Genomic DNA, 21,128 nt, shown 5'->3' with positions numbered 1-21,128 from the left:
AGGAGGTCCGGGAATGGTGTCACGGCCGGCCCCGGCCTCGACGTCGCTCCCCTCGGAGCCGTCGCCCACGGCAAGTGAGGGCGCGCTGCCCGAATCCGGGAGGTTCTGGCGCGAGCTGCTCGAAGACGTGCGTGACGCCGTGCTCGTCCAGGACGTCGGCGGCGCGTTGCGCTGGTCGAACCCCGCCGCCAGGGAGCTGTTCGGCGGCGGCCGCCCGGTGCTGACCGCCGAAGGCCCGGACGTCGGGCATGTCGAGCACACCGGCCGCCGGTTCCCCGCGCGCATCCGGACGCTGCCCGGCGGCTGGCACGCGTGGACGGTCACCTCCGCGGTCGCCGCCGACGGCCCCCGGGTCGACGGCTTCCTCGCCGCCTCGGCGCCCCGGCTGGCCTCCGCACGGGGACGGCACGGGACGGCGAAGGTGATCGCCGAGGTCGCCGCGGCGGAACTCGCCGACTGCGTCTTCGTCCTGTTGCCGACCACCCGCGGCCGCTGGGAGTGGTGGAGCTGCGACCACCGCACCAACCACGGGCACGGCCGGATCCGCCGCGTCCCGGCCCAGCTGGCCCCGGTACTCGCCGGCACCTTCGCCTCCACCGACGAACCCGAGGCCAAGGCCGTCCCGGAGGAAGAGGTCGCGACGCTGCCCGCGGTCGTCGCGGAGCGGCTCGCCGTCCATTCGTCGGTCACCGTGGTCTCGCTGGGCCTCGACGGCGGCGCCGGGGTCACCGGCGCGGTCGTGCTGGGCAGGCGCGGCCCGCCCGCGTTCGGCGACGACCATCCGCGCGCGGTCGCCGAGTTCGCCCGCGCGGCCGGGACCGCGCTGGCCAACGCGCACCGCTACGCCCGCCAGGAAGAGGCCACCCGCGGTCTGGAGACCACGCTGCGCCCGACGCCGCCGCCGGAGGTGCCCGGCGTCAAGTTCGACGTCTGGTACGAGCCGTCGGGCGGGCTGCTCGACGTCGGCGGCGACTTCTACGACGTGCTGCCGCGTGAGGACGGCGGGGCGATGTTCGTCCTCGGCGACGTCTGCGGCAAGGGCGCCGAGGCGGCCGCGCTCACCGGCCGGGTCCGGCAGACCCTCGCCGCGCTCAACCTCGTCGAGCAGGACGGCATCACGCTGCTGAGCCTGCTCAACGCCCTGCTGATCAGCGGTGGCAGCGGCCGGTTCGCGACGCTGGTGCTCGGCTCGGTGGGAGACGGGGACGACGGCCCGTCGCTCACCCTGGCCTCGGGCGGGCATCCCGCGCCGCTGGTGATCCGCCGCCGTGGCGGGGTCGACGAGATCACCCTGCCCGGCACGCTGGTCGGGATCTCCCCGCAGGCGCGGTTCGCCGAGACCACCATCAAGCTGGCCGAGGGCGACGTCTGCCTGCTCTACACCGACGGGATCACCGAGGCACGCCACCACGAGCGGCCGTCGGACCTGTTCGGGGACGAGCGGCTGCGTGAGCTGCTGACCCGCTGCGGAGGGCTCTCCGGCCGCGAAGTGGTCGGGCGGGTGCGCTCGGCGGTGCGCGAATGGCTCGGCAGCGGAACCCACGACGACATCGCCGTCCTCGCCATCGAGGCCAGGTCACGCCCCGCCCAGTAACCGCACCACCGCCCGTTCGATGATCGTCCGCGCCTCGTCGCGGTCCGCCGCCTTCCCCGCCCGCCGCACCGCGCGTTCGATGGTCCGGTCCTTCTCGTAGGCCTCGATCACCCGAGGGTCCACATAGGACTGTCTCGCGACGGTGGGTGTGTTCCCGAGCCCCTCGGCGACCTCCGTCATCACCGCCTTTTCGACCCGCTTCACCCCGCGCTGGCTCGACGGCTTTTCCTTGTCCGCGAAGGCGGAGGCCGCGAGCACGGTGGCGTTCCAGGTCCGCAGGTCCTTCGCGGTGAAGTCCTCGCCCACGAGTTCCTTGAGCCGTTCGTTGATGTCTTCGGCCCGCACTTCGTGCCACTCGCGGCCCTGCCGGTAGGCGAGCAGGCGCGATTCCCCGCCGCGGGCGCGCCGGAGCGAGCGGATCAGCCGCAAGAGGCTGTCGTCGCGGAGCCGGACCTTCCGCTGGATCCCGCCTTTCGCGGGGTAGTCGCAGAGCAGGCAGCCTTCGCTGACCGTCACGTGCTCGCACAGCAGCGTCGCCAGCCCGTGCGTCCCGTTCTCGTCGGCGTAGTCCTCGCCGCCGGTCCGGAAGACGCCGAGGTCGAGCATGCGCAGCGCCCCGGCGAGTACGCGTTCGCGGGTGAGGCCACGGGAATCGAGGTCCTTCTGGACGGCTTCGCGGAGCTTGGGGAGCCGCCGGGCCAGTGCGAGCACCCGTTCGTGCTTCTCCTCGTCCCTGGCCCGCCGCCACTCGGGGTGGTAGAGGTACTGGCGCCGTCCGGCGTCGTCCACGCCGACGGCCTGGATGTGCGCGTTGTCCGACGGCGAGATCCAGACGCGCCGCCACGCGGGCGGGATCGCGAGCTTGGTGATCCGTTCGATCGTGTCCTCGTCCTTCAGGGGTTCGCCGTCCGGGGTCAGGTAGCCGAAGCCGCGACCCCTGCGCCGCCTCCGGATACCGGGGGAGCCGAGGTCCGCTCGCCGAAGTCGCATGCGCCGCGAATACCCGCGGTCACCCCGATCCATACCCATGGTTCGGCGAGCCCGGCCCGGGGTAGTCGGGGGACGGAGAACGACCCAAGGAGGGAAAACCATGGCGACATCGCTGAACGGGCGCCGCGTGGCCATCCTGGCCACGGACGGGGTGGAACAGGTCGAACTGGTCGAACCGCGGAAGGCGGTCACCGACGCGGGGGCCACGGCCGAGGTCGTCTCGCTGGAACCCGGCGAGATCCAGGCCATGAACGGCGACATCGACAAGGCGGACCGGTTCACCGTGGACCGGGTCGTCAAGGACGTCACGGTCGACGATTTCGACGCGCTGGTCCTCCCCGGCGGCACGATGAACCCGGACAATCTGCGCGCCGACGAGAACGCGGTCCGGTTCGTCCGTGACTTCGTCAACAGCGGCAAACCGGTCGGCGTCATCTGCCACGGACCGTGGACGCTGGTCGAGGCCGACGTCGTCCGCGGCCGCACGCTCACGTCCTATCCCAGCGTGCGCACCGACATCCGCAACGCCGGCGGCACCGTCGTCGACCAGGAGGTCGTCAACGACAACGGCCTGATCTCCAGCCGGAACCCCGATGACCTGCCCGCCTTCTGCGCCACGATCGTGGCGGAATTCGCGAAATGAGCGGGCCGGTACCGGCCAAATGAGTGGCGCCGGTCACAGTCTTGGGGGATTCTGGTGGCAGAGAAGGAGGTGCCGCGATGACCGTGCATGCCAGACGCTACGGCCGTTGGTGCCGTGAGCATTTCGACACCGGGCATTTCGACACCGAGGCCGAATCGGGCTCCCGCCTGCCCGCCGAGCAGGCCATGGAGACTTCCGCCACCGCGAACGTCACCGACGCCCGGGCCGAGCAGGCCCAGGCCGGTGACGTCCCCCAGGGGGAGCCGGGCTCGCTCAGCTGAGGGTCCGCCGGTACCAGACCCGTTTCGGGCCCGGCAGGCCGATCCGCGTGACCAGATCGGTCACCACGCCGCCGATGATCAGCCACAGCAGGGCGGCCAGGCCGTCGTTGAGCAGGGTTCGCAGTTTGACGCCGTCCGGGGTGAACAGGTTGCGCAGGCCGAGCGAGACCCCGCGTGACCACCCGTCGATCAGCTGCGCGAACCCGTTGCCGGGATTGGCCTCGCCGAACACGAGCAGGATGTGCACGATCAGCACCAGCGCGAAGACCCAGCACACGGCGTGGACGAGGGCGTTGACGACGCGCACGACGCGGATCCGGGCAGGCGTCTGCTCGACGATCTCCTCCTGCGGCTCTCGCGGGTCGTTGATGTAGGTCATCGCCGTCTCCCATCATTCGTCCACAGTGGACAGCCCGGCCGGGCGGACGCTCAGCCGGGGCCCGGGGTGCTCGGTCTCGTCCTGGTGGTGGGCCGGGGCTTCGACTTGCTCGGCCGGTCCGACGTGCTCTGCCCGCCACTGTTCGCGGCCGAGCGTTCCGGTGTCGAGGTGGCACCGGCGTTTTCGCCGCTCCCCGGCGGATTCGTGGTCGCCGGGCCGTGGTCCTGGGTCACCACAACGGTGCCGCCGGAGCCTTCCGCCCCGCGTGTGGGCACCTCGACGACCTCCGTCGAGGGAGCGTCGCTGCTCGTCGTCTGGCCAGGCGCCCCGGTCGCCGCGGGCGGGACCATCCCGTCCGGCCGGAGCGGTGGATTCGCGTCGGTCTGGTTGATCGCCAGCAGCACGCCGACGGTGATCGCGGCGGCGGGCGCGCTGATGGCGGCGACCACGGCCGCGCGTTTGCGGGTGGCGGGCGCGAGGTGGACGACCTTCGTCCCGGTGGAGTCCTCCAGCAGGATCCGCGCGATCGCCGCGGCCGTCGGGCGCTGCGACGGTTTCCGCGCGGTCATCCCGCGCAGCAGCGTCGTCATGGTGGTGGACAACCCGGCGGGGATCCGGGGCTGGCGGTGCAACCGCCCGACGGCGGCCTCCACCGGCGTCCCGGTGTACTCCCGCTCGCCGGACAGGCATTCCAGCAGCACCAGGCCGAGCGCGTAGACGTCCGCGGGCGGGCCGATGTTTTCGCCGCGGACCTGTTCGGGGGCCATGTACGCGGCCGTGCCGACGACGCCACCGGTCTCGGTCACCCTGGTCGCGTCGAAGGCGTGCGCGACACCGAAGTCGCCGATCAGCGGGCCGTCGTCGGACATCAGGATGTTCGCCGGCTTGAGATCGCGGTGGGTGATGCCGTGCGCGTGGACGTGCGCGAGCGCGTCCGCCAGCCGGGCGGCCAGTTCGACGACCTCGCCCTGGGAGAGCGGGCCGGAACGCAGCCGCTGGGCGAGGTTCGGCCCTTCGACCAGGCGCATCGTGAGATAGCTGTAGCCGTCGTCGGAACCCGCGTCGTACATCGGGACCAGGCCCGGATGCCGTACCGCGCTGAGGGTCTTGATCTCCTGCTCGCGACGGCGTTCGTCGCGGGTCATCGTATCGGCGTGGAAGAGCTTCAGTGCGACTTCGCGCTGTTCGAGCAGGTCACGGGCGCGGAACACACGGGCGGTCGCGCCACGGCCCAGCAGGTCGCCGACCTCGTACCGGCCGGCTAGCTTGCGCGGCAGATGGTCCGGATCGTGGACGTTCAGGCTGAAGCGGCGCTGCGTGGTCCCGGCATCGAGGTGTGCTTCCTCGTCACCGTCGTCCATCGGTGCTACCTCCGTCTCACCGGCCGAACGCCGTATACCCGGTTCGGCCCCGGGCGAAACAAGGTGTGCGAGCGTACCGGACGTGAACGGCGGGTTCACCCCGAATGGCGGGCAACCCCGCGCGGGGCCGGACGTCCCGTGATCATGAAGCCGAACCGGTGGGTCGCGCTCGCCGCCGCCGCACTGACCGCCCTGGCCGTCCCCGCCCCGCCCGCTGCCGCCGAATCGTCGGTACCCCGGGGTTTCGCCCCCGCGTCGACGAGCTGGACCGGCCCGAGGCACGGCTTCGTCCTCGGGTTTTCGCCCTGCGGTAAGCCGGGATGGTGCGCGTCGCTGCTCTCCACCACCGACGGCGGGAAGCGGTGGCGGCAGGTCGGCACCCCGCCGATCTCGTTGCCGGACAACCACAATCAGGTCAAGCTCACGGTGATCGGCGAACGGGATCTCTTCCTCTCCGACGGCACGCGTCTGCTCGCCAGTCGCGACGGCGGAGGCCAGTGGTCCCGCGTCCGGCTCGCCGGTGTCCGGGAGCCGTTCTATATTTCGAAAATCACCGAATCAGGGCCCAGGGTGTTCGCGATGGTCACTGGTTTCGGCAGCCCGTCGACGACGACGCTCTACTCCGGGCTCCCCGGCGCGCGGGTCCTGCTGCCGGTCCCTGGATTCACCGTCACCGGTTCCGCGACCTACGGCGATGTCGCCGTCAGCGGCGGGGTCCAGGTCTCCATGGGGTCGGACTACCGCGTCCAGAAGTACTGGACGTCGCCCGATGGGGTGAAGTTCACGAGCGCGCCGCCGCCGTGCCCGGCGGACAGTTCGGCTTCGTTGAGCGGAATCCGGCAGGGACAGGTGCTGGCGCTGTGCAGCGGCGGTCCGGGGTCGCCGCAGCCGGGGGCGACCGTCCGGCGGCTGTGGCGGGCGCCGAAACTCGGCGGGCGGTTCACCGGAACGGCACAGGCGCCCACCCTCGGGATCAACCAGAGTTTCAGCGCCGCGTCGCCCACGGCGGCGACCGTCGCGGCGGAAGGCGGCGGGACCGGCTTCCTGCACAGCACCGCCGACGGCGGCGCGACCTGGACGACGACGGTGCTCAGCGGCCGCGGTGTCTGCCTCAACGACCTGGACTTCCCCGACGAGCGCGTCGGCGTGGTGGTCGACGGGCTGCCCGACGCCGAGGGCGGATCGGCCGTCTACCGCACCACCGACGGCGGCGTCACGTGGCGTGAACTCACCTTCGCGTGAGGCAACGCTCTCCGCATGAGTGATCACCGCAGGTAGGCAAGGCCCTTGGGGAGGTTCACAGCGCTACACGCCATGTCGTAATCTGAGTACTGTCCGTCGATGTCGAGGGAGCCGTGGGACGCGCTTGCCGCGCCCCGGAACACGGCTGGAGGGTGGAACGTGTCCATGACTTCGGACGAGGTCCGGTCTGTGCCGAGGCGCCCACTGCCCCTCGATTACAGCAAGCCCAATCTCGCCCGGATGAAGGACGCCCTTCTCGGCGGACACGACCACTACGAGGTCGACAGGCGGGCGGTCGCGGATCTGCTCGCCCTGGCCCCCGATTCCGCCGCGATGGCCAAGGAGTTCCGCTCCTGGTCGAGCCGGGTGGTCCGGTTCCTCGCCGGCGCCCGCGGCATCGACCAGTTCCTCGACCTTGGGTCGGGCCTGCCCACGGCGGAGAACACCCACCAGTCGGCGCAGCGGTACAACCCCGACGCGCTGGTCGTCTACGTCGACCACGACCCGGTCGTCCAGGCGCACGGGCTGGCCCTGCTGGAGGATCACCTCGTCCACGTCAGCGGCGCGGATCTGACCGATCCCGCGCAGACCCTGGCCGATCCGGTCGTCAGCGAGCACATCGAACTCGATCGCCCGGTCGCGGTGATCCTGAATTCGGTGCTGCACCACATCGAAGACTTCGGCAAGGCGCGGGCGGTCGTCCGCGCCTACGTCGACGCGATCGCGCCAGGGTCGTACGTGCTGCTGACCCACCATTTCAACCCCGGCGACGGTCCGCGCGCCGCGCTCGCGCGGAAGATCGACGACCTGATGGCGGAGACCGGTTACCGCACCGTGCACCGCAGCCGCGAGGAGATCGAGTCGCTGTTCGACGGGCTGGACGTCCTCGAACCCGGCGTGGTCCCGCTGCACGAATGGTGGCCGGAAGGGCCGCGGCTGGCGCCGCTGAGCGACCTGAACCACCTCAGCCTCGGCGGGGTCGGCTTCAAGGCTTAGTGGTCAGTCCTTCAAAGACCGGAAGAACGCCTTCAGCTCGTCGTGCGCGGTACCGAAGTCCTCGGTGTTGCCGGTGATCGCCAGTTCCAGCTTCTCGCCGTCGGACAGCTCCATCGTCAAGTAGGCGGTGAGCTTCCGACGGGGGAAACCGCCCGCGACGATGTCCGTGAACGGGATCCGCCGCGCCCCCGGTTCGGCGCGCAGATCGTCGAGGCCGCGCTCCCGCAGCTTCCGGATCCGCTTGCGGTCGGAAACCCCGCGTGCCCCGATCAGCCCGGCGGCGCCGCGGCGGAGCAGTACCGAACGCGCCATCGGCAGCAGCACCACCTCGGTGTCGCAGACGATCAGGTCGTAGAGCCTGCGCTTGGCCTTCAGCGCGGTGAACATCCCGAGCATCCTGGCTTCGGCGGGGTCCGGCTCGCGTTCGGGCTCCTGCTTGCAGAAGTAGCCGGCCGGCACCTTCAGCAGCTGCAGGTTGTGGACCAGTTCGTCGACCGCACGCGGGCTCGCCACGGCCGGGGCGACCAGCTCGGCGACGTCGAACGGTTCGCCGTCACCGAGGCAGAGTTCCCAGCCGCCGCCCCAGTTCAGCCGGTGCGCGGCGACGCCGTTGTCGATCATCGCGGCGGTGACGGTGTCGGCGAACAGCTCGGTCAGCAGTGCGCGGCCCTCTTCGCGGGACGGGGCCCGCAGGGGTTTGGCGAGCGCGTCGGCGTCGCCGTCGCGCAGCACCCGCACCACCTCGCCGATCGTGCCGCGCGGCGCCAGCCTGCTCTCGAGCCCGGCCGAGGTCAGCAGTTTCGCGCCCTGTGCCACCGATGCCCGGCCGGCGCGTTTGACGACCTCGTCCCAGTCTGCCCGCGGCCCGACGTCGCGGATCAGCACCGCCAGCTCCGCCTCGGGGACGTCGACCTTCGGCGAGCCCAGCAGCGACCAACCCGGCCGCGCGTCCGGCTTCACCGGGTTGTCCGGCACCCCGGTCAGCGCGGCGATCCGCCGCTTCGTGGGTGGGTGGCTGTCGAACTTCGACAGCTCTTCACCGTCGAGGATGTCGTCGGCGTACTCGGCCACCCAGTCCCGCTGGACGGGGTGGTTGAGGTACGACCGGAAACCCAGCAGGACCGGGGGAGTGCGCCGCGCCGCCGCGCCGAGCGAGACGTAACGGTCGCTGTAGTCGTTCCAGAGGGGGCTCAGCGTCGCGACCTTCCGCAGCGCCGCGGCCGCCGTCCGGCTACCCGCCGCGAGCACGGACGCCTCGTCGGCCTGCAGTTCCTGCCGCCGGTTCGCCGACCGCGCGATCAGCAGGTACAGCTTCGAATACGCGGAGAGCAGGGCCCTGGCGGGGCCGCCGTCCAGCCGGTCCACGGTGAAGGCCAGGGTCTGCGTGCCGCGGTAGGTGAGCGCGAGCAGCCGGGTGTGGCCGCCGCTGTAGTGGCCGAGTTCGTGCGCGAGTACCGACCGCAGTTCGCTCACGCTCATCGCGGCCAGCAACGGCAGCCCGATCAGCATCGTGCGGCGGCCGGGCCGCAGGCCGAGGAACCGGGCGTCCTCGGTGACCGCCGCGTTGATCTCGCCGATCAGCACGATCTCGTCCGGTGGCCGCGTCTTCACCTGGGCGGCGAGGTCGTCGATCATCTCCCACAGCGCGGGATGCGCGTCGCGGTCCAGCCGCGGCCCCTCGATCGGGGGACGCCGCGCCCGCAACGCGCTCACCAGCCCGAAGCCGAGCGCGATCATCATCCCGAGGCCGGCGAGCATGACGTAGGTGCCGGGTTTGCCCGGGATCCGCAGGCCCGCCAGCACACTGGCGACGCCCACCGCGACGACCGCCAATGGGAACGCCACGAGCAGAAGTGTCGCGAGGACGGCGCGTCCTCGGGCCTGCATCGTCCGGTTACCTCTTTTCGCACAAGTGCCCTCTGTGCGGCCGAATAGTAACCGGCTACACAGAGGGCTCGTGCGAGAACGAAGAGCTACCCCCGCCTAGGCGACGTTGAAGGTGTCGGGATCGGGTCCGGTGCGCTCGCCGCGCTCCAGGCCGGACAGCGACGCGACGTCCTCGTCCGACAGGGTGAAGCCGAAGACGTCCAGGTTCTCCTTGATCCGCGACGGCGTCACGGATTTCGGGATCACGACGTTGCCCAGCTGCAGGTGCCACCGCAGGACGATCTGCGCGGGGGTGCGGCCGTGCTTGTCCGCCAATGCCTTCACCGCGGCTTCGCCGAGCAGGTCGCCGCCCTTGGCCAGCGGGCTCCACGCTTCGGTCGCGATGCCGTGCTTCGCGTCGAACTCGCGCAGCTCGGGCTGCTGCAGGTACGGGTGCAGCTCGATCTGGTTCACCGCCGGGACGACGGAGCCGCTGTCGAGGACGCGCTGGAGGTGGGCGGGCTGGAAGTTGGACACCCCGATCGCGCGCACGCGGCCGTCGGCGTAGAGCTTCTCGAAGGCCTTCCACGTGTCGAGGAAGAGATCGCGCTCAGGAGTCGGCCAGTGGATGAGGTACAGGTCCAGCCGCTCCAGGCCCAGTTTGGCCATGCTGGCGTCGAACGCCTTCAGGGTGCTGTCGTAGCCCTGCTCGCTGTTCCACAACTTGGTGGTGATGAACAGGTCGTCGCGGGCGATCCCGGACTCGGCGAGGGCCTTGCCGACGCCTGCCTCGTTGCCGTAGATGGCGGCGGTGTCGATACTGCGGTACCCGGCGTCCAGCGCGGTCTTGACCGCGGCGGTGGTCTCCTCGTCGGGTACCTGGAAGACGCCGAATCCGAGCTGCGGCATCTCCACCCCGTTGTTCAGCTTGACGGTGGGAATGTCGGTCACTTGCTTTCCTTTCGGTGAGTGCTCACGGATCAGGCGGCGGGGGCCGGTTCGGCGCGACGAGCCTTCCGCCGCCCATGGTCGAGCATGCCTGAGATGACCGCGACCAGCAGTCCGGCGAGCGCGAGCGCGGCGCCGATCCAGTTGGGCGCGGTGTAGCCGAGACCGGCGTCGATGGCCTGGCCGCCGAGCCACGCGCCCCCGGCGTTGCCGAGGTTGAACGCGGCGATGTTGGCGGCCGAAGCCAGCGCGGGGGCGCCTTCGGCCTTGTTCATGACGCGGGCCTGCAGCGGCGCGACGGTCGCGAAACCGGCGGCGCCGAAGACCGCGATGGTGATCGCGGCGGGCAGCTGGGCGTGCGCGGTGAAGACGAACACGATCAACACGGCCGCGAGCGCGGCGAGGATGACGTAGAGGCTGGGCATCAGCGACCGGTCGGCCGCCTTGCCGCCGATCAGGTTGCCGGCGAACAGGCCGGCGCCGAACAGCACGAGCAGCCAGGTCACCGCGCCGGGGGAGAAGCCGGCGACCTCGGTCATCATCGGGGCGATGTAGGTGAAGGACGCGAACACCCCGGCGAACCCGAGCGCGGTCATCGCCAGCGCGAGCCATACCTGGGGACGCCGGAACACGGCGAGTTCGTCGCGCAGGCCCGTGCTCCGCGTCGTCGACTGGACCGGCACCAGCGCGAGGATCCCGATCAGGCCGATCACGCCGAGGAGGCTGACCGCCCAGAAGGTCGAGCGCCAGCCCAGCGCCTGGCCCAGCGCGGTCCCGGCGGGGACGCCGAGGACGTTGGCGACGGTCAGCCCGGTGAACATCATCGCGATGGCGCTGGCCTGTTTGGTGGGCGCGACCAGGGAGGCGGCCACGACCGAGCCGACGCCGAAGAACGCGCCGTGCGAGAGCGCGGCGACCACGCGGCCGGTCATCAGCAGGCCGTAGGACGGGGCCACCGCGGAAACGACGTTGCCGGCGATGAACAGGACCATGAGGCCGACCAGGACCGTCTTGCGCGGCACCCGCGACGCGAGCGCGGTCAGCACCGGGGCGCCGACCACGACGCCGAGCGCGTAGCCGGAGATCAGCAGCCCCGCGGAGGGGATCGAGACCCCGAAGTCGCCCGCGACCTCGGGCAACAGGCCCATGATCACGAACTCGGTGGTGCCGATACCGAAGGCGCTGATCGCCAGTGCGAGCAGAGCGGCAGGCATGGGAGGTTCACTTCTTCCCGTAGAGTGGTGGTAGTTGGCGTTGGCAACTACGAGCGTCTGGAATAGTTGCACACGCCGTATATTGCACACGCTTGATGATGCACGACGCAACGAAGCTCGGGCAACCGGGGAAGAGGTGAACCGTGTCACTGGCCGACGACGCCGTGGAGGCACGCGCTCAGGGCTGGCGGACCCTCGCCGCACTGCACGCGCGGATCGAGGACGCGCTGGAGCGCGAGCTGGCGCGGAAGCACGAACTGTCCGTCAGCGAGTACACCGTGCTGGACGTACTCGCCCGGCAGGACGGCTTCCACCTGCGGATGAACCAGCTGTCGAACGCCGTCGTGCTCAGCCAGTCGGCGACGACGCGGCTGGTCTCGCGGCTGGAGGGACGGGGGCTGCTGCAGCGGTACCTGTGCCCGACCGACCGCCGGGGGATCTACACCGAGGTCACGCCGTCCGGGCAGGAACTGCTCGCGGCCGCGCGGCCGACGCACGACGCCGTCCTCACCGAGGCGTTGTCCGCCGCCGAGGAGCTCCCCGAACTCGCCCCTCTGGTCGCCGCACTGGGAAAACTCACCTTCGCCCGCTCCTGACCCTCCCGCGGAACGTGATGGGGCTGGCAAGGTGAGGGGGTGGACGATCTTCTGTTGCGCCGGGTCCGGGTCGGCTTGGCGGGGTCCCTGTCGGACGTGCTGATCAAGGGTGGCCGGATCGCGGCCATCGAGGGGCCGGGGCACGCGGGTGAGGCGTCGGAGACCCTGGACGGGCACGGCGGCACGCTGCTGCCCGGCCTCGTCGACGCCCACGTGCACACCGCGCAATGGTCGGCGGTGCGCCGCCGGATCCCGCTGGGGGAGGCGCGCTCCGCCGCGCACACGGTCGATCTCGTCCTCGCCCATCTGCTGGCGAACCCCGCGCCGCCCGGCGAACTCGTCCTCGGCGCCGGGTTCCGCGACGGCCTCTGGCCCGACACGCCGCACAAGGACCTGCTCCAGAAGGCGCTGCCGGGGCATCCCGTCGCCCTCTTCAGCGCCGACCTCCACACGCTGTGGCTCAGCCCGGCCGCGCTGAAGCTCATCGGCCGCGAGCATCCGACCGGGGTGCTGCTGGAGAACGACTGCATGAGCGCGACGGCCGACCTCCCGATCGCCCCCGACCACGTCATCGACGGCTGGGTCGCCGACGCGCTCGACGCGGCGGCCGCCCGCGGCGTCACCAAGATCGTCGACTACGAGTACACCGACACGGTCACCCACTGGCGGCGACGGCTGGCGCGGAAACCCTTGCCGGTGCGGGTTTCCTGCGTGATCGCGAAGTACCTGCTCGATACCGCCGTCGAACGCGGCCACCGCACCGGCGACGTCCTCGAAGACACCGGAGGGCTGCTGACGGTCGGCCCGTTCAAGCTGTTCGTCGACGGCTCGCTGAACACGCGCACCGCGTACTGCGTGGGTCATTACGCCGGAACCGACTCCCACGGGCTCCTCGAACTGCCACCCGAGGAGCTGGAACCGTTGATGCGCAAGGCTTTCGAGCACGGCCTCTCACCGGCGGTGCACGCGATCGGCGACCACGCCAACAAGATCGCGCTCGACGCTTTCGCGCACGTCGGCTGCGCGGGCCGGATCGAACACGCGCAGTTGCTGCGTGCCGAGGACGTCGTGCGCTTCGCCGAACTGGGTGTCGTGGCGAGCGTGCAACCCGCCCACCAGCCGGACGACCGCGACGTCGCCGACCGGCACTGGCACGGCTGGACCGAGCGCGCCTTCCCCTACGGTGCCCTGCACCGCGCCGGGGTGAAGCTGGAGTTCGGCTCGGACGCCCCGGTCGCGCCGCTGGACCCGTGGGACGCGATCGCGTCCGCGGTCAGCCGCACCGACGACGACCGCCCGCCGTGGCATCCCGAGCAGGCCATGCCCCTGGCGGCCTCGCTCGCGGCGGCGTCCGGCGGCAGGTCCTCGGTGGCTGTCGGGGACGTCGCGGATCTGGTCGTCACGGCGGTGGATCCGGCGCGGCTCACGCCCGCCGGGCTGCGCGACATCCCCATCACCGCGACCGTGATGAACGGCAGGGTCACCTACGCGTCTTGAGTCTTTCCTTTCCGCGCCCGCTGCGCTGCGGCGCACCTACGAACGCTGCCGGACCTGCCGAAACCGCCTGTTCCGGTGACGGCGGCTGCGCCCGGCGGCGGGGTGCGGCAGGGTGAGGTGATCGTGGAAGGAGCGCCCATGACCACCGAGAAGCTGTTCCGGATCGCCATCGCCCTGAAAGGACTCGATGGTGCCCTGCAGCTGGTGGGCGGACTCGTCCTGATGGTCGTCCCGGCCTCGGTCGTCACCGGTTTCGCGCACGCCGTGGTCACCCGCGACCTGCTCGGCGACCCCGAGGGGACGCTGGCCCGGCACCTCGAACTCGCCGCCGGTCACTTCGTCGAAGGCCGGACGTTCGCCGTCGTGTACCTCGTCGCGCACGGACTCATCAAGCTCGGCCTGGTGTGGGCGCTGGCCCGCAAGGTGATGCGCGCCTACCCCGTCGCCGCCGTCGTGCTCTCGGCGTTCGTGGTCTACGAGATCTTCCGGGCGTTCCACACGCACTCGCTCGCGCTGCCGTTCTTCGCCGCCCTCGACGTCGTGATCGTCGTGCTGGTGCTGCGCGAGTACCGTCAGCTCAAACGGGATCGCGTCGCGGCCTGACCGCCCGGTTCAGGCCGCGACGCGAAATTTCTCGGTGGTGAGATCCGCGCCCGGCGGATCCACCACGATCGCGGTGGCGTTGTCGGAGCCACCGAGCGAAATCGCCGTCCGCACCAGCTCGGTGGCCGCCCTGTCCGGCATCCCGAGGATGTCGAGCATGGTCGGCCCGCTGAGTGTCTTGTGCACGCCGTCACTGGTGAGCAGAAGCCCGCCGGTCGTGACGGTGGCCGTGCCGATCTCGTGGTCACCGGCCGTGCGGACGCTGGTGGTGACGACGTGTTCCATCCGCGGTGTCACGGGTTGTTCGTGGTCGCGGAAGTACTGCGCGAGCGTATGGTCTTTCGTCACTTGCCGCACGGTGTACCCGTCCCAAGCGTACGCCCGGGCGTCCCCGACCCACGCGATGCCATACCCCTCGTCGGTGCGCATCGCCACGACGAGGACGCAGTCACCCGTCCCGCCGAACCCGAGTACAGCGCGCTGAGCAGCCAAGACAGCCGCGACAGCGCCTTGGCTGACCGGTGTCCGGACCGCCGCCGAAACCGCCGTCCGCGCCGCGAAGGCCGCGTTCGGGTGATCTCCGACTCCATCGGCCAGCGCGAACACGATGCCGCCGCCCGCCGCCGCGTACGCCCCGACGGCGTCCGCGTTGTGCTCGCGCGGTCCCTGCGCGCTCGCCGTGTGCCAGTGTGGAAGCTCCCTCATGGTCTTCTCCTCACCGCCGGGTGGTTCTTTCCCCACTTCCAGAATCCGCTGGTTTCCTGTGGGCGGCCTGAGGGTTCGCTGTCGAATGGCTGGTGAGTTTCGGAGCTTGGGAATGGGGGCGTGCCGAGGGCCTGTCGCCGGTGTGGGTGGTGGCCCCCTCGGGTGGTGCGGGGTTGGGTGGCGGCGCGGTGGAGGGTGTTGTGCCGGGTTCTTCAGAACGGGTCTAGGTACGGGGTGGGATGAACTCGGGGAGCCGTCGGCCGCCATGTGGGTTTCCCAGTCGCCTGTGACGGTGTTGTTTGTCTGTGGGCATGCCGAGGGCCCGTCGCCGTGTGGCTGGCGGGCTCCTCGGTGATGCGGAGGTCGGGCGGTGGAGCAGGTTGTGCCGGGTTCTTCAGAGCGGGTCTAGGTATTGAGGTGGGCTGAACTCCGGTAGCCCGTCGGCGGCCATGCGGATTCCCCAGTCGCTGTGGTGGGTCAGCCGGTGAGGAAGGCCCGGCCGCGGTCGCGGATGTTGAGGTCTCGTTGTTGATCTGGGGTGACGAGCCGTCTGAGCCTTGGGCATGCCGAGGGGCCCGTCGCCGGTGTGGCTGGCGCGGGCTCCTCGGGTGATACAGGGGTTAAGCGGCGCGGTGGAGGGTGTTGCGCCGGGTTTGTCGTAGCGGGTCCAGATATTGGGGCGGGATGAACTCCGGTAGGCCGTCTGCGGCCATGCGGACTTGCCAGTCCCCGTGGTGGATCAAGCGGTGATGGAAGCCGCACAGCAACGTGAGATTCCGGAGGTCGGTGGGTCCGCCGTCTGCCCAGTGGTGAATGTGGTGGGCGTGACAGTTCTTCGGCCTGCGATGACAGCCTGGGAACGCGCAGCCCCCGTCGCGGATGTTCAACGCCCGGCGTTGGCCGGGGGTGACGAACCGTCTCAGGCGTCCCACATCCAGCGGCTCACCGGCCGCGTTCAGCACCACCGGCAACATCAGGCAGTCGCAGGCCGCCATCCGTGCCTCGCGGGCGGTCATCGTCCCGACGAAGTCCACACACGCCGTCCCGAGACCCGACTTGAGTTCGTCGAGGCCGATGGTGACGTGCACCAACGTCCGGTAACCGGAGGTGCCGGGCTGATCCGGGCAGGCGATCGCGAGGTCGACCAGGTCCACCCACGCGTCGCCGAGGCGTTCGGGTTTGGTGCGCAGATCGGCCTGTCCGAATTCGTCGACCGGGCGCGGCGACGCATACGCCTCCAAAGCCGCTGCCGTCCGCGCACCGGCCTCGTCATCGAGGAGCCCCTTCAGTCTCCAGAACCCATCTTTGCGGCGTTCCAGAGTGAGTTCCCGACGAGGCTGCTTGGGCTCGGGCTCTTTCGGCTCAGCACCGTCGGGGTCGAGCCAGCCGAGTAGGTTCTCCTCGGCCTTCGCCAGCTGCCGGGGACCCGCGTGCCGGGCCAGCTCAGCCAGAGTCTTCTCCGCGCTCTCCCGGTCCTCCACCGATGTATCGAGCGGCAAGCTCGCCAGGAAGTCCAGAATCTGCTGGATCCGTTCGTCCCCGACCGCCCCCTCAGCAGCCGCAGCCGCCGTCGCGGGCGCCACAGCCGGAAGCTCGGTCCCATCCAACCCACGCGTCGGATTCAGCGCGATCGCCCGATTCACCACCGGCCGCGCCTCACCAAAGGAAAGCCCAGCCACATCGGCGAACCACTTGGCCGTCGACCCATACCCGTACAAGTCTTTCGCGCCCCGAGACTCGATCTCCGCCAGATACCGCCCCAGCCCGGCGGTAGCGACCCTGATCACCTGCAGGAACTGTTGCACGCCATGGGCAAGCTCCAGCTTGCCGGCGCGCCACAACTCCTGCGGCAACTCGGGAAGGATCGTCTCGGACACGACTCCATAATACCAGAGAAATTCGAACACGTGTTCGTAATTTTACGTAACCAGGAAACGGTATCCATAACACCGACGGGTGGCTCATCGGCTAGGTCCACTACGGTGCGAAACAATGCATTTAGTCGACTAAATGCGGAAGTCGCCAAGAAACGCACTCACGACCCCCGTGTAAAGCCGCGCAGGGTGACCCAAAGCGGCGGCCGGACCCGCATTCAGAGGACTAAACGCGGCCAGCCACCCAGCCCACGCAGCGCCCGGCCGCCAAGCGCCTAGACGGGTCCTACCGCAGTCGCGTGACCAGTGTCCGCAGCCAGCTCTCCGCCATCGCCGGTTCACGACGCAAATGCCGCACCAACAGATCCCGAGTAGCCTTCGACCGTCCCGCTTGGACGATCTCCACCGCTTCGGCCAGCCCCTTCAGCCGCTTCCCGGAATGCTCGGGCGCGCTCCCGTTCTCGTCCGACCAGCGCGGCCTCGGGAACGACGACGTGAGCTTCGGCTGCGTGTTCCCGAGGTAGTTCCAAACCGGCCACTCCAGCGAGATGTTCCGGACGGCGTTCGCGGGCAGTTCGGTGGGCCAGTCGAAGGTCTGCTGCCAGCGGAACGCCGACGGTGAAGTGTCTTCGCGGATCGTGATGCCGAGGAAGCGGAGCCGTCCACGGATGATGCTCCACGCCTCACGCTCGTCTTCGATCCATTCGCGCAGCAGTCCGTAAAGTTCGGTGAAAGTGCCTCCCGTGTAGACGAGGTCGACGAACACCTTCGGCCTGCCGCGGGCGAGATCGTACGGGCTGAGGCCGGCCGAGGCGAGATGTGCGCGGAGACTGTCCACATCGGAATCCGCGAGGCCGTCACCGGTTCCGGCGAACGACAACGGCAGCCGGTGGATCCGTTCCCGCCACGGGGTTCCGCTCAGCAGGTCGTACACGCTGTCCGCCGAGCGGCCGACGAAGTACAGCTCCGCGTCACCGGCGCGGGCGATCACCTTCGCCGCGCATTCGATCAGTTCGTCCAGGAACCACAACGCGGGTTTTCCGGCGCGTTCCAGTAGCGTCCCGAGCTGGTCGGGGCGCACGAGATCCCAGCGGTACGGCCGATTCACGCCGTCCAGGATTCCGTGCGCCCCGGTGGCTGTCGACGCATTTTCAGGAGAGCAGGTGGTACACCGTCCGCTCGCCGACCGTGGTGGCGGTGAAATGCGCGGCGACCCATTCGGCGATCTCGTCCGAACCGCCGCCGGGCCCGCCACCGCGGCCGCCCTCGACGTAGTAGGTGATCTCGCCGTCGGCCACGTATCGCTGGAACTCCGCGAGTGTCGGCGCGGGGTCCTGGCCGCTCCAGCCGCCGATGCCGATCACCGACTTCCCGCTCGCGAGTTCCAGGTTCGCCGCCGACTGCGAACTCGACGTCGCCGCCGCCCATTTCGTCGTGGTCGCGGCGAGTACGGCCCCGATCTCCGCCGAGGAGCCTTCTTCCATGTCCGGTCCGCCCATGCCGCGCTCGCCACCGGTGTTCGGACCGGAGAGAGGGATCGAGCCGGAATGCGCCTGTGAAGCGGTTTCGACGCCGTACGCGACGGTGCCGAGCCCGACCGTCAGCACGGCCGCCGCCGCGACGACGGCGACGAGTCTGCGCAGCGGCGGGACGCCCACCAGTACGACGGTCGCGGTCACCAGGCCCAGTCCCGCGATGATCCAGCGCAGCGCAGGCAGCCAGCCGGCGTCGCGGTCGAGCAGGATGTACGCCCAGCTCGCGCTGGCCGCGATCATCAGCGACAGGAACACCCGCGGCGCGAGATGCACCCGGCCGCGCCACAGCGAGGTCCCGGAGATCGCCACCACGGCGGCGATCGACGGCGCCAGCGCGACGGCGTAATACGGGTGGACGATGCCGCTCATGTAGCTGAACACCAGTGAGGTGACGAGCAGCCAGCCACCCCACACGACGAGCGCGGCCCGGGTCCGGTCGGTACGCGAGGCCCGCCGGGTGAACCACAGCCCCGCCACCAGGCCGATCAGCGCGGCGGGCAGCAGCCACGACACCTCGCCGCCGAAGCTGGCCCCGAACATGCGGGTCAGGCCGCTCTCGCCGCCGAAGCCGACGTTCCCGCCGCCCATGCCCCCGCCCGAACCGCCGACGATCATGCCCCCGCCGCTCCTGCCGAAGATGCGGCCGAGCCCGTTGTAGCCGAGTGCCAGTTCGAGCAGGCTGTCGTCGCTCGATCCGCCGATGTAGGGCCGGGAACCGGTCGGCCACAGGTCGACGAGCGCGATGAACCAGCCCGCGGAGACGACCACCGCGACGACGGCCCCGCCGAGGTGGAGCAAGCGTTTGCCCAGCGACGCCGGCGCGGCGATCAGGTAGGCGAGCCCGAACGCGGGCAGCACCAGGAACGCCTGCATCATCTTGGTCAGGAAGCCGAATCCGATGGCCACCCCGGCGAAGGCCAGCCAGCGCGGGCTCGCCTTTTCGATCGCGCGGACAGTGCAGTACGCGCCGGCGATCAGCAGCAGGGTCAGCAGCGCGTCGGGGTTGTTGAACTTGAACATGAGCGCGGCGACCGGGGTGACGGCGAGCGCCGCCCCGGCGAACAGACCGGCGACCGGCCCGGAGGTCCGCTTCACCGTCAGGTACAGCAGGCCGACCGACGCGACCCCCATCAGCGCCTGCGGGGCCAGCACGGTGAAACTCGAGAAGCCGAAGAGCCGCGCGAACGCCGTCGTGACCCACAGCGCGGCCGGGGGTTTGTCGACGGTCAGCACGTTCCCCGCGTCGAGCGAGCCGAACAGCCACGCCTTCCAGTCCTGGGTGCCCGATTGGACCGCGGCGGCGTAGAAGGAGTTGCCGTAGCCGGAGGCGGTCAGGTTCCAGAAGTACAGCAGCGCGGTCGCGGCGAGCAGTGAGAAGACGGCGGGGCGAACCCAGCGGCCCGGTGGTTTCGTGGTGTTCTCCCTGGCGGGGCGGGGTTCGACCCGGGAGGCGAGGGCGGTGGTCATGGGTTCAGCTCTCCATCTCGGTGGCGGGCTGACGGCGGGAGCGGAACACCCAGCCGCGCAGCAACAGGAAACGCAGCACGGTGGCCGCGAGGTTCGCGAGGACGAGCGCGGTGATCTCGAGCGGCAGCCCCGGCGCCGTCATCGTGTGCAGCAGCGCCAGCGCGCCACTGGTGAGCGCGAGCCCCAGGCCGAACACGATGAGGCCCTGGAACTGGTGCAGTCCGGCGCCCGCCCGGCCGCGGATGCCGAAGGTGAGCCGCCGGTTGAACGCGGTGTTGCCGATCGCCGTCACCAGCAGTGCGACCAGGTTCGCCACCTGCGCGCCGGTGAACGTCCGCAGCAGCAGGAAGAGCACGAGGTACGCGAGGGTGCTGGCGACGCCGACGGCGGCGAACCGCACCAGCTGCCGCACCAGGCTCGGCGCCACCCCCGGCGCCTGTACCTGGATCGGCGCGCGGCCGAGCTGTTCGCGCAGGCCGCTGATCGGCACCTCGCCGGTCAGCGTCGCCTTGGTCAGCCGCGCGATGCCCTTGAGGTCGGCGGTCGCGGTGGCGACGATGTTCACCGACGAGTCGGGATCGTCGACCCAGTCGACGGGGACCTCGTGGATCCGCAGCCCCGCCTTCTGCGCCAGCACGAGCAGTTCGGTGTCGAAGAACCAGCCGGTGTCCTGGATGTGCGGGAGCAGCCCTCCGGCGACGTCGGCGCGGATCGCCTTGAACCCGCATTGCGCGTCACTGAACCTCGCCGCCAGTGTGCCGCGCAGGATCAGGTTGTAGCAGCGGGAAATGAACTCCCGCTTCGGTCCGCGCACCACCCGCGCGCCGCGGGCGAGCCTGCTGCCGATCGCGAGATCCGAATGCCCGGAGAGCAGCGGCGCGACGAGCGGGCCGAGCGCGGCCAGATCGGTCGAGAGGTCGACGTCCATGTAGGCGAGCACGGGAGCGTCCGATGTGGACCAAACCGCGCGCAGTGCGCGGCCGCGTCCTTTTTCTTCGAGGTGAAGGACTTCGACCTCGTCGAACTCCTGGCTGAGCCTCTTCGCCACGGGCAGGGTGCCGTCCGTGCTGGCGTTGTCCGCGACGGTGATCCGGAACGGGTAGGGGAACTGCTCCACCAGATGATCACGCAGACGGCGGACGCACGGTTCGAGGTCGGTTTCCTCGTTGTAGACGGGGATGACGATGTCGAGGACAGGTGAGCCGGTCGGGATGATGGCGGGGCGGCGGCCGGTGCCGGCGCCGGGGATGATCGCGGCTGTCATGTCTTCAACCTCGGCCATCGCGCTGAGGCGGGGTTGTGTCCCGCCTGTGCCGTCGCTGTGTTCCGTCACCGGG

The 21,128-nt window shown here is 70.3% G+C and carries 19 protein-coding genes; 8 read left to right on the top strand and 11 right to left on the bottom strand.

All coding sequences use genetic code 11. From position 1 onward, the window contains the following. Positions 1-13: 13 nt before the first annotated feature. Positions 14-1,594 (top strand): SpoIIE family protein phosphatase, encoded by a 1,581-nt coding sequence (locus SD37_RS31430; RefSeq protein ID WP_044855939.1) that lies wholly within the window; start codon positions 14-16, stop codon positions 1,592-1,594. On the opposite strand, the gene SD37_RS31425 is transcribed toward SD37_RS31430, so the two are convergent. After that, entirely contained in the window at positions 1,577-2,584 is a 1,008-nt protein-coding gene (locus SD37_RS31425; protein ID WP_044855940.1) for a DNA topoisomerase IB, read from the bottom strand. The two genes, SD37_RS31430 and SD37_RS31425, sit on opposite strands and share 18 nt — an antisense overlap. 100 nt (positions 2,585-2,684) lie before the next feature. Here SD37_RS31425 and SD37_RS31420 point away from each other — a divergent pair, with 100 nt between their 5' ends. Beyond that, entirely contained in the window at positions 2,685-3,227 is a 543-nt protein-coding gene (locus SD37_RS31420) for a type 1 glutamine amidotransferase domain-containing protein (protein ID WP_044855941.1), read from the top strand. Between the two features lie 77 nt (positions 3,228-3,304). After that, a complete protein-coding gene (locus SD37_RS31415; protein ID WP_044855942.1) occupies positions 3,305-3,508 on the top strand; it encodes a hypothetical protein in 204 nt (67 codons plus the stop codon). Here the strand turns inward: SD37_RS31415 and SD37_RS31410 are convergent. Both SD37_RS31410 and SD37_RS31405 read right to left on the bottom strand, forming a co-directional pair. Beyond that, complete coding sequence (locus tag SD37_RS31410; protein WP_044855943.1) at positions 3,501-3,887, bottom strand: hypothetical protein; 387 nt, start codon at positions 3,885-3,887, stop codon at positions 3,501-3,503. The two genes, SD37_RS31415 and SD37_RS31410, sit on opposite strands and share 8 nt — an antisense overlap. Before the next feature lie 50 nt (positions 3,888-3,937). Next, positions 3,938-5,248, bottom strand: a complete 1,311-nt coding sequence (locus SD37_RS31405) for a serine/threonine-protein kinase (protein ID WP_052675146.1) — start codon at positions 5,246-5,248, stop codon at positions 3,938-3,940. A 144-nt stretch (positions 5,249-5,392) separates the two neighbouring features. Between SD37_RS31405 and SD37_RS31400 the strand changes: the two genes are divergently transcribed. Then, positions 5,393-6,490, top strand: a complete 1,098-nt coding sequence (locus tag SD37_RS31400; RefSeq protein WP_083255338.1) for a hypothetical protein — start codon at positions 5,393-5,395, stop codon at positions 6,488-6,490. 165 nt (positions 6,491-6,655) lie between these two features. Next, on the top strand, positions 6,656-7,486 hold the full coding sequence (locus SD37_RS31395; RefSeq protein WP_044855945.1) for an SAM-dependent methyltransferase: 831 nt from the start codon (positions 6,656-6,658) through the stop codon (positions 7,484-7,486). A gap of 3 nt (positions 7,487-7,489) precedes the next feature. Here SD37_RS31395 and SD37_RS31390 read toward each other — a convergent pair whose 3' ends face one another. The 3 genes from SD37_RS31390 to SD37_RS31380 all read right to left on the bottom strand — a co-directional run bounded on the left by SD37_RS31390 (position 7,490) and on the right by SD37_RS31380 (position 11,514). Next, a complete protein-coding gene (locus SD37_RS31390) occupies positions 7,490-9,331 on the bottom strand; it encodes a M48 family metalloprotease (RefSeq protein WP_236725156.1) in 1,842 nt (613 codons plus the stop codon). Positions 9,332-9,469: 138 nt separating this feature from the next. Beyond that, positions 9,470-10,303, bottom strand: coding sequence for an aldo/keto reductase (locus SD37_RS31385; protein ID WP_044855947.1), 834 nt, complete (start codon positions 10,301-10,303; stop codon positions 9,470-9,472). Positions 10,304-10,332: 29 nt separating this feature from the next. Beyond that, positions 10,333-11,514: an MFS transporter gene (locus tag SD37_RS31380; RefSeq protein ID WP_044855948.1), complete on the bottom strand. Its 1,182-nt coding sequence runs from the start codon at positions 11,512-11,514 to the stop codon at positions 10,333-10,335. A gap of 143 nt (positions 11,515-11,657) precedes the next feature. Between SD37_RS31380 and SD37_RS31375 the strand changes: the two genes are divergently transcribed. The 3 genes from SD37_RS31375 to SD37_RS31365 all read left to right on the top strand — a co-directional run bounded on the left by SD37_RS31375 (position 11,658) and on the right by SD37_RS31365 (position 14,210). Beyond that, positions 11,658-12,110, top strand: a complete 453-nt coding sequence (locus tag SD37_RS31375; RefSeq protein WP_044855949.1) for a MarR family winged helix-turn-helix transcriptional regulator — start codon at positions 11,658-11,660, stop codon at positions 12,108-12,110. Positions 12,111-12,149: 39 nt separating this feature from the next. After that, on the top strand, positions 12,150-13,607 hold the full coding sequence (locus SD37_RS31370) for an amidohydrolase (protein WP_044855950.1): 1,458 nt from the start codon (positions 12,150-12,152) through the stop codon (positions 13,605-13,607). A gap of 138 nt (positions 13,608-13,745) precedes the next feature. Then, entirely contained in the window at positions 13,746-14,210 is a 465-nt protein-coding gene (locus SD37_RS31365; RefSeq protein ID WP_044855951.1) for a DUF2127 domain-containing protein, read from the top strand. A 9-nt stretch (positions 14,211-14,219) separates the two neighbouring features. Here SD37_RS31365 and SD37_RS31360 read toward each other — a convergent pair whose 3' ends face one another. The 5 genes from SD37_RS31360 to SD37_RS31340 form a co-directional block, all read right to left on the bottom strand. Further along, entirely contained in the window at positions 14,220-14,915 is a 696-nt protein-coding gene (locus SD37_RS31360; protein WP_044855952.1) for a PP2C family protein-serine/threonine phosphatase, read from the bottom strand. A 620-nt stretch (positions 14,916-15,535) separates the two neighbouring features. Then, a complete protein-coding gene (locus tag SD37_RS31355; RefSeq protein ID WP_044856047.1) occupies positions 15,536-16,792 on the bottom strand; it encodes an HNH endonuclease signature motif containing protein in 1,257 nt (418 codons plus the stop codon). Between the two features lie 283 nt (positions 16,793-17,075). Beyond that, positions 17,076-17,897, bottom strand: coding sequence for a hypothetical protein (locus tag SD37_RS31350; RefSeq protein ID WP_052675147.1), 822 nt, complete (start codon positions 17,895-17,897; stop codon positions 17,076-17,078). A 43-nt stretch (positions 17,898-17,940) separates the two neighbouring features. Further along, positions 17,941-19,791, bottom strand: a complete 1,851-nt coding sequence (locus tag SD37_RS31345; RefSeq protein ID WP_044855953.1) for a glycosyltransferase family 39 protein — start codon at positions 19,789-19,791, stop codon at positions 17,941-17,943. Positions 19,792-19,795: 4 nt separating this feature from the next. Further along, positions 19,796-21,055: a bifunctional glycosyltransferase family 2/GtrA family protein gene (locus tag SD37_RS31340; protein ID WP_044856049.1), complete on the bottom strand. Its 1,260-nt coding sequence runs from the start codon at positions 21,053-21,055 to the stop codon at positions 19,796-19,798. Positions 21,056-21,128 lie beyond the last annotated feature (73 nt).

The organism is Amycolatopsis orientalis, assembly GCF_000943515.2.
Lineage (GTDB): Bacteria > Actinomycetota > Actinomycetes > Mycobacteriales > Pseudonocardiaceae > Amycolatopsis > Amycolatopsis orientalis.
Note: the sequence above shows the minus strand (reverse complement) of the source record. Positions and strands in the feature narration are given on the sequence as shown.